This window comes from Streptomyces sp. NPDC018833 (genome assembly GCF_044390825.1).
GTDB lineage: Bacteria > Actinomycetota > Actinomycetes > Streptomycetales > Streptomycetaceae > Streptomyces.
The window spans coordinates 1-13759 of the sequence record NZ_JBIRZM010000036.1 but is presented as its reverse complement, the minus strand read 5'-3'; the positions used below and the strand labels follow the sequence as shown (position 1 = coordinate 13759).

The following is a 13759-nucleotide window of genomic DNA, read 5'->3' as shown; positions in this document are numbered from 1 at the left end:
ATCCTCGCGCTGACCGCCGCGATCTGGCACAACGACCACACCGGGCAGCCCATCCTGCGCTCACTGACCGCCTATGATCACTGACCCCTTGGAATGGGGCTGGCCAGCTTGCGGCCGGCCGCCAGGGCGCGTACGGATCGGCCAACGCGTTCCTGGACGCCTTGGCACGGCATCGGCGGGCGACCGGGCACGACGACACGGTGAGCTTCGGCTGGTCCTCATGGCGAGGGCCTTGGCATGTCGGCCTCCTCGGAGTTCATAGCGGCCGAGCTGGCCGCCTTCGGTCATGCGGAGATCTCCCCCACCGAGGCCCTGCGGTCCTGGGAGTACGCGGAGCGATTCGGCGCCGCGCACTACGCCGTCTTCCGAGTGGTCGCGACGGACGTCGGACCGCGCCGGATCCCTCTCACCGTGGAGCTGGAGGTCAATGCGGACAACTCCGAGTACACGGAGTCCGACGGCCAGGACTGGACCCGTCTTTCCCCGCAGGAGCTGACAGTGGGCCGGTCCGGGCACACCCCGCCCGGTCCGTGCCTCTCCGTCACTTGCTACCGGGACGATCCCAACCGGACGGCTCCGTCCAAGCGGATCGTTTCTGCATTGAGCATCGCGTTCTCCGCGACGTGCAGGGCCAGGTCCGCGTATTCCTCAGGGCGGCCGAACCGCGCGGGGTGGGCGAGCTGGTTGCCCAGCGCCGTGAGGGCCCTGTCGGGAACATCGGCGAGCAACGGGGTACGGAACAGCCCTGGAGCGATGGTGACGACACGAATCCTCAGCGGCGCCAGATCGCGCGCGGCGGGGAGGGTCATCCCCACGATGCCTCCCTTGGAAGCGGCGTAGGCGGTCTGCCCGACCTGCCCGTCGAACGCGGCAATGGACGCCGTGTTGATAATGACGCCACGCTCCCCGTCGACTTCCTCGGCTTCGCTCATACACTCAGCCGCCAAACGAAGCACATTGAACGTGCCCACCAGGTTGACCTGAATGACTTGGTTGAAGTCGGCAAGCGGGAAGGGCCCCCCTTTGCCGACCGTTTTCACCGCGCTGCTCACCCCGGCACAATTCACCGCGACCCTTAATGTTCCCAGCTCTCGCCCTGCGTCCATCGCGGCAGAGACTTGCGCTTCGCTCGTCACGTCGGTGGCCTTGAAAACGACACGTTCACCGAGCTCCGTCGCGACGTCCTCGCCCCGTGAGGAGGGTAGGTCCGCGATGACGACTTGAGCACCGGCCCCCAAGAACCTCTTCACGGCAGCCAGTCCGAGCCCTGAGCCACCTCCGGTCACCAGAACCACGCTCTCTGCAATATTCACTCTGCTCCCCTTCTGGAAGATGCGATTCGGACCGTGTTCCGGGTCTGACGAAGCGACAGGCCCGGACGAGGTGTATTACGGCCGCCGGTGACACGGATCATCAGGGATTCCACCGTGCTCAATGCCGGGGCCCGACAGTTCACCCTGCGGCAGCGAGGCTGAATGGATCGAGGGAAAGCGCCGCTGCGGCTGTCGCAGATGCCAGAGCCGTCAACTCAGGATCCACCCCGTCTCCAAGAACTCCCGACTGGGTGATCCACGGTAGATGCTCGGTCACCGTAACGTGGGCAGGGCTGTTTCAAAGTCTCGGTGACGCAAGCTTGTCGAACACGGCCCGCAGCTTTGGCTCGCTGGTGGGCAGCTGCTTGTCGAAGACCTTCTTGCCCGCCGGAGTGAGCCCGTGACCGTGATGGGCACTCTTGCCGACGTCCGGACCGAGGAAGACGCCCATGTCGTCGATGTCGTACAACCCGTCCTCCCCCGAACAGGGCTCGTGCGGTGCCGGTCAGGGCGATGGCGCCGCACGCGCGCATCCACGTTATGCAGACCTGCCGCCCGCGGGATGCCGGGCAATGCGCCCGGCTGGCCAGGCGGTAGTCGGACCTCTGACTTGTTGAATCGGACCCAGACGCACGGTCTGCAGCCGTAGCGTCCAGGGTGCCGGTCAGCATGGGCTCGCGTGACCTCATGCCGCCCCAACTCGGGCTGGCTCATGATGAGTTTGCCGCCGTTGGCCGGCACCCGCGCGGTGTGGCTCGACAGAGGCGTGACCAATGGACGCTGAGACTTCAAGTCAGAGTGCCCACCGCACCCGTCCCATCCCGCTGAGACCTGGTCAGGGTGCCCGTGATCACCATCGGTATCGATCCCCACAAGTCCTCTCACACCGCCGTCGCCGTCGATGCCGCCGGGCATCAACTGGCTCAGCGGCGCTTCGTCGTCAACGCCGGGACCGTCCGGCAGCTCATGCGCTGGTGCGAGAAGTGGCCCGAGCGCCGCTTCGCCGTCGAAGGCGCCCGCGGCCTGGGCCGCAGCCTCGCCCAGCAGCTGGCCGCGGCTGGCGAGAAGGTGGTGGACGTCCCGTCCACCCTCTCCGCCCGGGCCCGGCTGCTGGCCACCGGCGGGGACCGCAAGACCGACGCCGCCGACGCCCTGCATGTCGCTCAGGTCGCACTCTTCCGGCAGGACTTGCGCACGGTCGAACCGGAGGACCAGTCGACGATCCTGCGGCTGCTGACCGAACGGCACGACGACCTGGTCAACGAGCGCACCCGGATCATCAACCGGCTCCACGCCGTCCTGCGAGACCTGCTGCCGGGTGGGGCACCCACGCGCCTGTCTGCCAAGAAAGCCGCAGCCCTCATGAAGGGCATCCGTCCCGCCACGGCCACCGACTCCTGCCGTCGCGATCTCGCCCGGGATCTTCTCGCGGATCTTCGACGCGTCGACCGCCAGGTCCGTGACAACGAGGCCCAGATGCGTGACGCCCTGGCGGCCGCCCGCACCGCGCTGACCGCACTGCCCGGACTGGGCACCGTGATCGCCGCCAAGCTGCTCGGGCACGTGGGCGACGTCGCGCGCTTCCCTACCGAGCACCACTTCGCCAGCTACACCGGTACGGCCCCACTGGACGCCTCCAGCGGGAAGAACACCCGCCACCGCCTCAACACCGGAGGAAACCGAGCCCTCAACTCGGTCCTGCACATTGTCGCTGTCTGCCAGATCCGCGACGGCGGCCGTGGAGAGGAGTACTACCTGCGCAAGATCGCCGAGGGCAAGACACCGGCCGAGGCCCGGAGGGCCCTCAAACGACGCCTCTCGAACGTGGTCTACCGCACCCTCAAACGCGACCGCCACAAGGCTCTCACTACGGCCGCTTGACACACAGAGGCACTCATCAGCGTCTCCAACGGCAGCCCTCGGGGCTGCTCGCGCTGCCTGCGGCGGTGGACCTGGAGACGTTCGGTACGAGGGGTGTGAGCGAGGAGCCCGCAAGTGAGCCACCGTCTTGCATGTGTGAACTCGACAAGCTGTGCCACCAAGGTGTCGCCAGGGAACTGGCCAGGTCGGCCGTCGCTTTACCACGGGGCGGGGAGCGCAAGGGGCGCGCGGACGCCTGTGGACGATGCAGCACGGTCTGCGAGCAGCGGGACAGTGATGGGTGCTCTGATCTGCAGAAACCGGATCTGATGCGACCATGCCGCACGGTTCGGCACGATCTCTGTCGCACTCGTAATGCGTAGGTCTCGGGTTCGAATCCCGAAGGCGGCTCCGTGGTGAACCCCAGGTCGGGCCTCTGACCTGGGGTTTCTTGGTTTCGTTGACCTTGGAATTCGGACAGGTCGGGCAACTTGTGGCCTGTGCATCGCAATGCGTAGGTCGCGGGTTCGCTCCTGGTTGTCGGTGAGCCGTAACAAGGCTCTGACCAGTGGTTTTGGTGCATTGGCCCCTTCGGTTGCCTTTGCAGGCAAACGCTCCGGTGGACAGTCGGTGGACAAGCGTGCGTGACGGATCGCCAGAAACGCCTCGCCGCCCCTGGGGGAGCTGAGGGTTTCGGGTGCCTTGGGAATGGTGGTCGGCGGCGTGGGGCTTGTGTTGTTCCGACAGGCGGGGGAAACGCTGGCTACCGAGGGGTGACGTCACCGGTGAGGTTCCCGCCGCAGCGTCGCCCACGGACGGGACCCCCCTTGCGTGGGAGGATCGGCAGGCAGGCCGGAGTGCGGCGGAGGTGACAGCGTTGGTGGCGGACGAGGCGATGGCACAGCGCCTGCTGGGTTGGCTGGTGCCCGACGGTTACCGGCTCGTCGCGCTCTCGGCGGCCGAGGTCGAACGCTTCTGCTGGTACGAGCTGCTCCGCAAGTGGCACGCGGACACCGCTGAGCAGCGGCGGGCTGTTGCCGTCCTGGCCGGCCTGCTGGCCGGAGTCGGCCGCGTTCGGGCTGCCGCGGTGTGCACGAGCGGGACCACCGCCCAGGTGCTGGCGGCCTGGCAGCGCTCCGAGGAGGCGGGCTTCGCGGCCTACCGCAAGGCCGTGGCTGCCTCGCCCACGACCCCGCCGGACGTACCCGAGCTGAGCTGGGGGCAGGTCATGGGCCTCCGGGAAGCGCTGGCCCGTGCCCACCTCGAAGGTCGACTGGAGCAGGCTCTGGACGAGGGCGAACTCGACCCGGACGCGCGTACGTTTCCGGCCGCGCGCCGACGGCTCGTCCAGCACTGGCTCACCACCGCGCAGTCCGTGTTCGAGGGCCGCGCCCCGCTGGAGGCCGTCCGCCGCGAACGGCGCGAGTTGTGGGCCGCGGCGCCCCCGGCCGAGCGCCGCTCTCTGCTCGCCGCCGTCCTGCCTGCCCTTGAGGAGCCGACCGCGGCACCCGTGGACACGGCTGAGCCGCTGCGGTGGCTGCTGGAGCAGATCGGTGACGGCGTCAATCTGACCCAGGCCGACTACCTGCCGCGGGAACTGGTGGCAGCCGCGTTCGCCCGCTACCCGCACTGGTACCCGATCGGCAAGGGGCCGCGCTCCGAGGCGGACCTGTTCCAGCTGGCCGGCCTGCACGAACTCGCCCGCACCCACCGACTGGTGACCAAGCGCCTTCGTACGCTCAAGCTCTCGGCAGCCGGCCGTGCTCAGCTGACGGACCACCAGCTGCGCCAGCACACGGCCGCGCTGGCCTGGCTCGGCACCACCGCAGCGGATCGGCAGGTGGCCGAGTGTGCCCTGGGCGCGCTGTGGGCGGAGCCCCGGTTCCGCGAGGACCTGCGCGATGCCATCCATCCGCTGCTTGCTGCGGGCTTCACCCACGGCGACGGCACCGCGATGGAGGTGAAGGACACCGAGCGGCTGCTGTGGAGGTTCTGGCACACCGGTCGCGAACTCGGCTACCTCGACGAGCGGGACCGGTCCATCGACGTCCCGATCTCCCTGTCCGCCACCGGCCGCCCTGCCGCCCTCGCCGTCCTCCGCCTCCTGGCAGAGGCCCCACGCGACCACATCTGAGCGCGCCTCAGCGGGCCGTCAGGCCGGCGTCGGTGAGGCGCCGCATCAGCGAGGGCTTGCCGCGGTGCTGTTCGCGCAGGTCGTGCAGGCGTCGGGTGAACTCCTCGGGGGTGCCCGCCCGGTCGTAGACCTCTTTCAGGAGGGTGACGGCGGCGTCGTAGGGGCCGGGCTGCTTCTGCCCGATCAGGTGGGCGATGTCCTGCCAGGCTTGTTCGGCGTTCTCGGCCAGGCGGTCCAGGTGGTTCTCGCGGGCCCGCTGTTCGGCTCGGCGGGCCCGGGCGCGGGCTTGCTGTTGCTGGCGGGTGTGTTCGCTGCGTACCTCGTGGGCGGCGTCGAGGAGCTCTGCGGATGAGCGGCGCCGGGCAGTGGTGGACGGTCCGGCTGTACCGCGGGACGCGGCGCGGTGGCGGGCCAGCAGAGTGGGGCCCGGTTGCGGGGCGGTGCCCAGGGCTGCGTTCAGCAGCAGGGTGTCCTTCTCGCGTGGTGGCAGGGCGCGGATCCAGGCGGTGAGCGCGTCCTTGTCGATCGCCTGGGACGGGGCGGCATCGCTGGCGCGGGCAGCCGCGGTGAGCAGGTGCGGGTCGACGTGAAGGAAGTCGGCCAAGCCCTGCTGTGGGCCGGTGAGTTGGGCAAGGCCGGCGGGTACGGGTGGCTCGACGGTGGAGGTGTACTCGTCCTCGTCGACGTCCTCCTGCAGCTCCCAGCGGGTGAGTGCGGAGAGCCAGGCCAGATAGAGGGGGCGCAGGTCGCCTGCGGCGAGTTCGGTACGCAGGGGGGTGAAGGAGGCGAGGGTGAAGGAGGTCTCGAAGTCCCACTCGCCGCCGTCCTCGGCCTCGTAGGAGAAGTCGAGCAGCAGGTGCCCTTTCCTGGTCCAGCAGGTCAAGGCGTTTTCCGCGCAGTACGGTTCGGTGCTGCGGGCGGGCAGCAGTGTGGTGGGCAGGCGCAGCATCAGGCGCCGCGAGCCCCAGTTGGCGAAGTACAGGTGGGCGTCGTACACCTGCTCCATCAGTTTGCGCTCATCGCCGCGGAAGTTGCCGTAGTGGTACTCGTTGACGAAGTGCGTCGTGCTGATCCGGGCCCGGCTCGACAGCGCCCGCACCCCTTCGAGCTCGTCCTTCGTCAACGGCCGGTCGATAGCCTGGAACTCGTAGTACTGGTACTCGCTCACGTCCGTGCAGACTACCGACAGGCGCTGCGGCTCATCTCACGGGACCTGGACGGGATCCCTCGTTCGGCGCCCATCCACGCTTACGGCCCTGGCGGTGCCGTCGGGTTCGCAGGATCAGGCCGAGAACGACGGGCCCGCAGGGGCCGGAGGGCAGGCGTGTGGTGGCGGCACCGAGAGAACGGCTGGCTGGGCTGCTCGGCGGGGCGAAGGCGGCGGGGGCTTTCAGTGCCCGGCTGGAGGCGCCGGTGGCCGGCCTGCGCCTTGAGGTGTCCGGGGTCGGGCCGGTGCGCCTTCCGTTGCGGGCGCCCCAGGTGAAGCGGCTGATTGCGGTGGCACGGCCGGCGCTGTTCGGGCGGGGCGAACAGACGCTGAGCGACACCAGTGTGCGTGACACCTGGCAGATCTCGCCGAACCAGATCATTCTTGCCGGTCCTTCCTGGTCGTCGCTGTTGAGTGGCGCGCTGGAGCATTTTCGGGACGCTCTCGGGCTTCCGGCGGCGACCAGGCTGCGGGCTGAGCCGCACGCGATGCTGGTGTACGGCAAGGGCCAGTTCTTCCTTCCGCACCAGGATTCGGAGAAGGACGACGCCATGGTGGGCACGCTGGTGCTCTCCCTGCCTTCGGCGCACACGGGGGGAGAGCTGGTCGTCGAGCACGCCGGGCAGGAGTGCGCCTACCGCGGCTCGAAGACGGATCTGACTCTCGTCGCCTTCTATGCCGACTGCCGGCACGAGGTGACTCCGGTCCGATCCGGGTACCGGGTGACGCTCACCTTCAACCTGCTCGCCGAGCCGGGGACTTCGGCGGAGGCGTCCGGACCGCTGGCGGAGCTGGCACACAGTCTGGGTCGCCACTTCGGCTCGCCCGCCAAGCCGCGCTATGGCAGCCGTGAGTTGGATCCGCCGAACCGGCTCGTGTACCTGCTCGACCACGAGTACACCCAGCGGGGTCTGAGCTGGGAGCGGCTCAAGGGCGCCGACGCGGGGCGTGCCGCTCTGCTGCGCGCCGCTGCCGGGCAGGCCGGGTGCGAGTCGGTGCTAGCGCTGGCCGAGGTGAAGGAGACCTGGGAGGCCTACCCCGAGGGTGACGACCCCTGGGAAGACTTCGGGTACGACGAGGATGGCGAAGATGAGGACGGCGATGCGGGCGAGGACGGGGATTACGTCCTCCAGGAGCTGGTCGACGACGAGATCACCCTGGGCTGGTGGACCGGTCCGGACGGCAGCGGTGGCGAGCCGATCTCGTTGCGGGTTCACGAGTACGAGGTGTGCGCGAGTACCGCGAGCGCGGACCTGACGCCCTACGACTCGCAGTACGAGGGTTACGTGGGCAACTACGGCAACACGCTGGACCGGTGGTACCGGCGGGCCGCGGTGGTCGTGTGGCCGCGTGAGCGCACCTTCGCGGTACGCGGCGAGGCCGGATCGCGGTGGGCCCTGGAGGTACTGCGCTCCGCTATCGGGCGGGGTGACCTGGACCGGGCGCGCGACCAGGCCCACTCCCTCGCACCGTTCTGGAAGCACACCCACCCGCAACCCGAGCTGCTGGACTGCGCGTTGCGGGTGGCTGCGGGCCTGGGTGCGGCTGAGACCGCGGCGATGCTGCTGGAGCCGTTCCAGGTGGGCGCGCTCAGCCCGGAACACGCGGGCGGACTGGCCGCGGTGGCCGAGCGGTACGGAACCGGGTGGGTGCGCCGGGTCGTCGATGCCTGGTTCGCAGCGGAGCACCGCCTCCAGCCGCAGCAGTACCAGTGGACCGAGCGGTTGCAGGAGCTGTGCGCGGCGCTGCGTGCCTATCGGGCGCCGACGGTGGCACGGCTGCTGTCCGCCGGGGTCTGGGCTGCGGTGGACAGTGACCTGCGACGGTGGACCACGACCGGGCCGGCTGAGACCCGCCGTGCGCAGCTGCAGCAGCTGGCCCTGCCGCTGCGACACGTCCTGGCGGCGGCCGACGAAGAGCTGCGGGACGGGATCGTGGCGGAGCTGCGCGAATGCGGGGACACGGTGCTCGAGTGCCTGATGCCGCTGCTGCGCCGCGCCGCGGAGGCGAGCGCGTCGGCGGAGTGGGGTGCGGCGGGGCTCGACGCCCTCGCGCGGGACTGTGCGGACCGGCTCCGCGCGGTGTGCGAGCGGCCACGGCGCACTGCTGACGACTGGTCAGTGGCCTGGGCCGGGTGCGGTTGCGAGCTGTGCGGTGTCCTCGGCGCGTTCCTCGGCTCCCGGTCGCGGCGGGTCTTCGAATGGCCGCTGGCGAAGGAGGGACGACGGCATGTGCACACCAGGATCGACTCGGCCGAGCTGCCGGTGCGCCACCAGACCAGGCGGCAGGGGCGCCCGTACACGCTGGTGCTGACGAAGACCTACGAGCTGTTCACCCGTGAACAGGCGGTCCGCAGTCAGGCCGTGGCGGACCTGGCATGGCTGATGTCGCTATGGACGCCTGACTGAGGCTTCCGGCCGCCGACTCGGCCTGGTAGATGGGCGGCCTGCTCAACGGTCGGCGCTGCCGGGCGGTACGACCCATTCGGCGGGTTGTCCCGTCAGGGAGGCGATCATGTCGAAGTCGCCGTCGTAGTGGAGGACCGTTCGCCGGTGCAGTTCTGCTGTAGCCGCGATCAGCAGGTCGGCGAGGGACAGGGCGCGGTGGAAGCCTGCGTTGAGAGCATGGCGCTGGATCTCGAGAGCGCGGGTGAAGACGTCGTCGTCGGTGCGGAGGTAGTCGAAGGCGTGGAGCCACGTGCTGATCCGCGTTGCTTCTGAGCTGTCTCGGGCAGAGTGGATCATCTCGTACTCGGTGGGCTGGCACACTGCGAGGAGGTAACGCTCGTGCAGGGGCTTGAGTACCTCCTTGACGCTCGGCTTCGTCCAGCGAGCGAGGGCGGACTTGTCGATCAGGTAGTGGTCCTGCATCAGGCGGCCCGGCCTCCGTCGCGGTCGCCGTCGTGCTTGAGGGAGCCGTCGGCGTTGCGGGGGCCGGTGTTCTCGACGATCTCACTGAAGTCGAGCTCGCCAGCGTCCATGGCGTCGAAGCCCTCCTGCCGCAGGTGCCTCTTGACGGCGTCCTCCATGGCGAGGCGGACGGCTTTGGCCTTCGTTTTGGTCCCGAAGATGCGCATGGCCTCGGTGACCATGTCTTCATCGAGGTCGATGACGGTTCTGGCCATGTGGATGATCCCTTCGGAGATGATTCCGCCAGTGAAACGATACCATTCATCGACTATCGCAGATATCGTTTCGATTTGAGGTCTCGTCGTGGGTGGAGGCTGCGGCGCTCGTGGGGAAGTGCCGCGCGGTCGATCCTTGTGGAAGATGGACAGTGGTCCTCGTGTCAGGCTCCGCCGTTGCCGGGGATTTCGTCAGAAGCGATGGGGCGGTGAGGGGCGGTCGGCCGAGCAACCCCGTCGGTGGACAGCCGGTGGACAGACGCCTTTGGGCAGTGCGTCACGGGGTGGCACGGGTCAATCTGCTGCGCATGCCCTCATCAGGCAAAACATCACTACGCAGAACGACGGGGCACCACGCAACACGATCGCTCATGGTCTCGTAATGCGTAGGTCTCGGGTTCGAATCCCGAAGGCGGCTCCACCCCTGACCAGGGAAAACGGTTCGAACAGAGGCCCCCGCGAAGATCGCGGGGCCTTCTGCGTGAGCGGATGGGAACGCCCTGGGAACATGCCGTCAGGCGGCGTCCTCGGTGGGAACATCCGGGGCTTCCTTGGTGCTCTCGCCGTCCTGTTCGTCCTGCGTCGCGGGCTCCTTCTCGGGCTGCGGGATCACGCGCTTGCGGGAGCGGGGGACGACGGAGGCGGTCGCCTCAGCGGCCTCGCGCTCGACCTCTGCCAGGACGGTCGTGTAGATGTCCGACGTGACGCGGATCGAGGAGTGCCCGAGCCTGCGCTGGACGGCGACCATGGCCACGCCCGCTCGCAGGGCGAGTGTCGCCGAGAGGGTGTGCTGATGCCGCTGCCGGGTCTCGGCCGGGGTGAGGTAGCCGAAGGTCTTGTGTTTGCGCAGACGGCGGCGGTTGTAGAAGGTCTCGATGAAGTTGAAGACCTCGGCGCGGCGGTGGCCCGGTCGGGCCAGGTGCGGGTGCCGATCTCTTCTTCGAGGAGAGCCCAGAAACTTTCCGCGGCGGCGTTGTCGAAGCATGACCCGGTGCGCCCGCAACTTTGCCGTAGCCCCAACCCCCTTACGTGATCGTGGAATTGGGCAGAGGTGTGTTCGCTGCCGCGATCACTGTGGACCACGCAGCCGGGCGCCGGTCCGCCGCGTCCTTGAGCCATGTCGAGGGCGTCCACGACGAGTTCGGCGCGGTGGTGGCCGGCCATGGCATAGCCGACAACCTCACGGGTGGCCGGGTCCAGCCGGCAGGCGAGGTAGAGCCACCCCTCCGCGGTGGGCAGGCAGGTGATATCGCCGACCAGCTCGGTGCCGGGGCGCTCGGCGTGGAAGTCGCGGCCGATCAGGTCCGGGGTCGGCTTCGCCTTCATATCCGGCCGGGTCAGCGAGCGCCGCTTGCGGCGGGTGACGCCGCGGATGTCGCGCTCGCGCATCACGCGGGCGACGCGCTTGCGGTTCACCCCACGCCCCGGACGCCGCAGCTCGGCGTGGATGCGCGGAACGCCGTAGGTGCGGCGGGAAGCGAGGTGCGGCACCGTGATCTCCTGCGCGAGCGCGTCGTCGGCGGACTGCCGGGCGCGAGGGGCGGCCTCGCCCTCGCGCCAGGCGTAGCAGGAGGAGCGGGCCACATGCAGCACCCGGCACAGCAGAACGATCGGGTAGTTCGCCTTCTCCGCATGGATGAACCGGTACAACTCGCTCACCGGTCGTTCTCCTTCACGAAGAAGGCGGTCGCCTTTTTTCAGGATCTCGATCGTCTGCTGCTGTTCGCGGTTCTCCTTGCGCAGCCGCTTGAGCTCCTCGCGCTCGGCACTGGTCAACTCGCCGGGGGTGCCCTCGCCCCGGTCCGTCTTGGCCTTGCGGTACCAGCCGCGCAAGGATTCGGAGCTGATGCCGAGCTCCCCCGCGACCGCAGTGACCGTCTTGCCCGAGGAGTCGACGAGCGCGACAGCGTCCCGCTTGAACTCCTCGGTGTACCGCTTCGTGTACTTGCTTCCCACCTGGTGCTACTTCCCCTGGAACCTCAAGTCCCAGTCACCAGGTGTCCACGATCAAGGGGAAGCTTCACGATGCCGGCGGCGGCGGCTGTGGCGCTGGCGCGAAGGCTGGTGGGAGCTGGGCTACCGCAAGAAGAACTCCAAGGACGGCTACCACGACACCGGCTGGTATCTATGGGGCCCGGACGGCAGCTTCGGGGAGTGGATCGCCTCTCACAAGGCGGATGCGATGTCCGACGCCGACCGGCTCATCACCAAGCACCTGGCCGCCACGGCGAAGGTGAAGCAGTGAGCCGTCAGCTCGAACGGATCACTGCCCGCGAAGCGCACGGTCCGGATCCGGTGCCGGACCTCGCCGCAGCCGACTTGATCATCGTGAGCAGCAGCGCGGTTCTGTATCGAGTGACTGTTGCCTCGTGCGCCGGCGCTCTTGGGGTACGGGACGGGTCCCCACTTGGAACAGACCTCAGGCGTACGCCTCGCGCGCCAACCGCTGTGCCGGGGGGCGACGGCCTGGCGTGGCGAGTTTCCGTTCCTCAGGTCATCAGGTCCGGGGCATACGTGCCCGGAGGCAGGCCGAAGGTCCATCCGATGGCGTCGCGGGGTACCTTCTGGTCGGGCGGGACCCTCAGTACGTACCTCCGGTAGGACCCGTCCGGCTCGGGAGTCGAGTTCTCCACGACGACGAGCACGATGTCGTCCTCGGGCTCGCTCCCGTCCGGGTAGTACCACCGGCCGGTACCGACCGGCGGGCCGTAGTCCTGCTCCAGGGTGTTCTGGTCGCGCGGGTCGGGTATTCGCCACAGGGAGCCGTAGTCGTCGCTGGCGAACTTCCTCGCCCCGCAGTGGGCGAGCAGCCAGTCGTAGCCCATGCGCTCGGCGATGGCCCGGCGGACTTCGCTGTTGCTCTCATCCAGCCAGTCCTCGGCCGTCAGCTCGCCGGTGATGACGTACTTCGGGACGTGCACACCGTGCCAGGCGTGCACGGCGGAGCCGTCGGGGTAGAGCAGTGCGGGGCCCTCGCTGTTGTGCAGCCGGAACGTGCCCTCCCGGCGGCCCGGTTCCAGGTGCACCTCCAAGGGCCGCTCCGACACCACGCACGCGTCTTCGAAGGGCCACCACCAGCCGCACGAACGGACCGCGCCCTGCCATAGGTCCAGCCGCCGCCTCGATCGGGACGTGTAGCACTTCATGCCGAGCCGACGCGGGATCTCGTACAGCGCCGCCCTGTGATCGGTGCGCACCGGCAAGCTGTGGATTCCCCTGGGGTAGGTCGGGCCGGTGCCGCTCAGGGACTGGGCCACCGGCTGCGACAACCCGGACAGCCACCTCGCCACCCGCTGCTCCTCCAGATGGGTCACCGGCACCCTGAGCGGGCGCTTGGGGGCGGTCGGCAGCCAGGGGCCGAGCGGGCCCAGGGGGGACCGGCCGGGCTCGTCGCCGAGGGCCGTACGGATCAGTTCGTCGGCCGCGGCCGGTGAGTCGACCCAGACGAACTTCGGCGCGGACCGGAACGTCATCCGGTACAGCCCGCTGATTGCCGCCTCGGTGGTGGCCCGGTCGGCAGGGCCGGTGGTCTGTTCGTGCGCCTGCCACTCCGCGCGGATCCGGTCGACCTCGGCCCACTGGCCGTCGGTCAAGTAGCGGGTCGCCCGCAGGGAGGCTCCGCGTTCACGGGGGCGGTGAGGACTGCCGAGCATCAGTCGGTCACGTCCCGCGTGGCAGTGTCCCCGGTGAACTCCCGCTGGCGCAGTACTAGGTACCGTCCTGCGGGCACGGTGAGCGGATCGTGCTCCTCGTGGGTCAGCAGGGCGCTCGACCCGACGATGTCCAGGTATCGGTCTGTGATCCCGTTGAGCTCGTCGTCGCGCGAGGCGAACAGGTGAGCATGCGGCTCGGCGATCGCGTGGCTGTGCCCGGTCGCCTCCCCGTGAGCCAGCACCACTCGGCCGCCCTCACGCGCCACAGGCTCCGCGTCCTCGGGGAGCCTGGGTACGGCCCGGAGAAGAACGTCGCCCTGCCGGTACTGAACAGACATACCCGGCTCCCCACGTATCCGTCACTTTCTGAATACCTAGATGATCGATTCCAAGGGATCGGCTGCGCGCATGAGGTGAGGGAGCCCAACGTCAGTGTGTGAAGACAGAGTTGGACTCCCTCGCCACCGC

At 68.9% G+C, this 13759-nt stretch carries 11 protein-coding genes, 1 tRNA gene and 2 pseudogenes; 6 read left to right on the top strand and 8 right to left on the bottom strand.

Annotation, left to right across the window (positions count from 1 at the left end; all coding sequences use genetic code 11):
- Positions 1-80: 80 nt before the first annotated feature.
- Positions 81-215, top strand: a pseudogene (locus ACH5AF_RS35160) (KR domain-containing protein); the annotation flags it as partial.
- 333 nt (positions 216-548) lie between these two features.
- Here the strand turns inward: ACH5AF_RS35160 and ACH5AF_RS35155 are convergent.
- The gene (locus tag ACH5AF_RS35155; protein ID WP_398907598.1) at positions 549-1313 is read right to left on the bottom strand and encodes an SDR family NAD(P)-dependent oxidoreductase; all 765 of its coding nucleotides are present in this window, start codon (positions 1311-1313) and stop codon (positions 549-551) included.
- 310 nt (positions 1314-1623) lie between these two features.
- Positions 1624-1764 (bottom strand): annotated as a pseudogene (locus tag ACH5AF_RS35150) (IS110 family transposase); the annotation flags it as partial.
- A gap of 395 nt (positions 1765-2159) precedes the next feature.
- Between ACH5AF_RS35150 and ACH5AF_RS35145 the strand changes: the two are divergent.
- From ACH5AF_RS35145 to ACH5AF_RS35135, 3 genes are all read left to right on the top strand, one after another.
- A complete protein-coding gene (locus tag ACH5AF_RS35145; RefSeq protein WP_398907596.1) occupies positions 2160-3194 on the top strand; it encodes an IS110 family transposase in 1035 nt (344 codons plus the stop codon).
- Between the two features lie 318 nt (positions 3195-3512).
- Positions 3513-3584, top strand: a tRNA-Ser gene (locus ACH5AF_RS35140).
- Positions 3585-4041: 457 nt separating this feature from the next.
- Complete coding sequence (locus ACH5AF_RS35135; RefSeq protein ID WP_398907594.1) at positions 4042-5307, top strand: hypothetical protein; 1266 nt, start codon at positions 4042-4044, stop codon at positions 5305-5307.
- Between the two features lie 7 nt (positions 5308-5314).
- On the opposite strand, the gene ACH5AF_RS35130 is transcribed toward ACH5AF_RS35135, so the two are convergent.
- Positions 5315-6475 carry a hypothetical protein gene (locus tag ACH5AF_RS35130; RefSeq protein WP_398907593.1) on the bottom strand — a complete coding sequence of 387 codons (1161 nt, stop codon included), beginning with the start codon at positions 6473-6475 and terminating at the stop codon, positions 5315-5317.
- 161 nt (positions 6476-6636) lie between these two features.
- On the opposite strand from ACH5AF_RS35130, the gene ACH5AF_RS35125 reads away from it, so the two are divergent.
- Positions 6637-8922, top strand: coding sequence for a 2OG-Fe(II) oxygenase (locus ACH5AF_RS35125; protein WP_398907591.1), 2286 nt, complete (start codon positions 6637-6639; stop codon positions 8920-8922).
- A 42-nt stretch (positions 8923-8964) separates the two neighbouring features.
- Here the strand turns inward: ACH5AF_RS35125 and ACH5AF_RS35120 are convergent, their stop codons facing one another.
- From ACH5AF_RS35120 to ACH5AF_RS35110, 3 genes are all read right to left on the bottom strand, one after another.
- Positions 8965-9384, bottom strand: a complete 420-nt coding sequence (locus tag ACH5AF_RS35120) for a PIN domain nuclease (protein ID WP_398907590.1) — start codon at positions 9382-9384, stop codon at positions 8965-8967.
- Entirely contained in the window at positions 9384-9638 is a 255-nt protein-coding gene (locus tag ACH5AF_RS35115) for a type II toxin-antitoxin system VapB family antitoxin (protein ID WP_058850239.1), read from the bottom strand. Before ACH5AF_RS35115 ends, ACH5AF_RS35120 begins: the two co-directional genes overlap by 1 nt.
- A gap of 609 nt (positions 9639-10247) precedes the next feature.
- Positions 10248-11594 (bottom strand): IS3 family transposase, encoded by a 1347-nt coding sequence (locus ACH5AF_RS35110; RefSeq protein WP_398907588.1) that lies wholly within the window; start codon positions 11592-11594, stop codon positions 10248-10250.
- Here ACH5AF_RS35110 and ACH5AF_RS35105 point away from each other — a divergent pair.
- Positions 11578-11883, top strand: a complete 306-nt coding sequence (locus ACH5AF_RS35105) for a hypothetical protein (protein ID WP_398907586.1) — start codon at positions 11578-11580, stop codon at positions 11881-11883. The genes ACH5AF_RS35110 and ACH5AF_RS35105 overlap by 17 nt on opposite strands.
- Positions 11884-12127: 244 nt before the next feature.
- Here the strand turns inward: ACH5AF_RS35105 and ACH5AF_RS35100 are convergent, their stop codons facing one another.
- Together ACH5AF_RS35100 and ACH5AF_RS35095 are read right to left on the bottom strand one after the other, a co-directional pair.
- Positions 12128-13291 (bottom strand): DUF6745 domain-containing protein, encoded by a 1164-nt coding sequence (locus ACH5AF_RS35100; RefSeq protein ID WP_398907584.1) that lies wholly within the window; start codon positions 13289-13291, stop codon positions 12128-12130.
- A complete protein-coding gene (locus tag ACH5AF_RS35095) occupies positions 13291-13629 on the bottom strand; it encodes a hypothetical protein (RefSeq protein ID WP_398907583.1) in 339 nt (112 codons plus the stop codon). The genes ACH5AF_RS35100 and ACH5AF_RS35095 overlap by 1 nt, the downstream gene beginning before the upstream one ends.
- Positions 13630-13759 lie beyond the last annotated feature (130 nt).